Source organism: Streptomyces sp. MnatMP-M17 (assembly GCF_900091995.1).
Lineage (GTDB): Bacteria > Actinomycetota > Actinomycetes > Streptomycetales > Streptomycetaceae > Streptomyces.
This window is the reverse complement of the sequence record NZ_FMDK01000939.1, coordinates 1-1,326: the sequence shown is the minus strand read 5'-3', so window position 1 is coordinate 1,326 and position 1,326 is coordinate 1. Positions and strand designations below refer to the sequence as shown.

The following is a 1,326-nucleotide window of genomic DNA, read 5'->3' as shown; positions in this document are numbered from 1 at the left end:
CCGCCCCCCAGCCGTCGGCGAGCAGCTTCTGCGGCTCGTAGAGCAGCACCACGACGGCGGACGCGCCCAGCAGGGCCACGAGTACGGAGAACCGCGCCCAGGGCGAGAGAAGCGCCCGGTAGCAACGGAGCGCGAAGCTTGGCGAGGACCGGGGTACGGGGGCGAGCACCCGGCGAGCGTAGCCGACGAAGATGGCCGGTCGCCGGGCGCGAGATGGCGGTCGTCCCCCGCGCGGCACAACGGAACGGGCCGCTCCAGGGGACACCCGGGCAATGCCCGGAGAACGCGCAGGCCGGCGCCAGTGTCCGAGCTGGCCTTTAGGGTGCCCGTATGGTGTCCGCTGTCACGCAAGTCACGCAGAAGCCCGCCGTGCCGAACAGCGCGCTGGCCGACACCGTGCTGGAGCGGCTCACGGCGGTGTATCCCACGGCGGCCGACCCGGTGCGCGCCGAGAAGTCCGTCGCGTACATGAAAGGGATCGCACCGTTCCTCGGCATACCCGCGCCACGGTGCCGGGCACTGGCCCGTACGGTCCTGGAGGGCACCGCGCGCCCGGACGAGACCGACTGCGCGGCGATCGCCCTGCGCTGCTGGGAGCTGCCCGAGCGGGAGTACCAGTACTTCGCCGTGGACTATCTGCGCCGGTACAGCGGACGCTGCTCGTCCGGTTTCCTGCCCGTCGTACGGCATCTCGTCAGCACCGTCCCCTGGTGGGACACCATCGATCCGCTCGCCGCACATGTCGCGGGCGCGCTGGTGACCGCCGATCCGGCGCTGAAGGCCGACATGGACCGGTGGGTGGACGACGAGAACCTCTGGGTCGCGCGTACGGCCCTGCTGCACCAGCTCACGTACAAGGCAAGCACTGACGCCGCGCGCCTCTTCGACTACTGCCTGCGCCGCGCCGACCATCCCGACTTCTTCATCCGCAAGGCGATCGGCTGGTGTCTGCGGGAGTACGCGAAGACCGATCCGGCGGCGGTGCGGGAGTTCGTCGAGGGAGCGCGGGACCGGCTGTCGCCGCTGTCGGTACGCGAGGCCCTGAAACACTTCTGACGGACCTCCGAAGCACTTCTGACGGCCGCTCCTCCGGTCAACTGGCCGTCGGCGGAAAACCATTCGACGCGGCGGCTGCCGTGAGCGAGGATCAGCGGCATGTTCCGGTACGCCTTCCTCGCAGCGCCGTCCGCAGTCGCGGACGCGCCGAAGGCTGCCGCGTTCCTCGTCCTCGCAGCGTGCTTGGCGGCAACGGCCCTTGAGGCCGCAGCGGCGGCGGCAGTCGCCGCGGCAGCAGTCGCGGCTCTGGCCGCGGCTGCCCTCGCAGCC

Annotated in this window: 1 protein-coding gene; it reads left to right on the top strand. The window is 71.3% G+C overall.

Going from position 1 to position 1,326, the window contains the following annotated elements; translation table 11 throughout:
• Nucleotides 1-330: 330 nt before the first annotated feature.
• Nucleotides 331-1,056 carry a DNA alkylation repair protein gene (locus GA0115259_RS33760; protein WP_093603978.1) on the top strand — a complete coding sequence of 242 codons (726 nt, stop codon included), beginning with the start codon at nucleotides 331-333 and terminating at the stop codon, nucleotides 1,054-1,056.
• Nucleotides 1,057-1,326 lie beyond the last annotated feature (270 nt).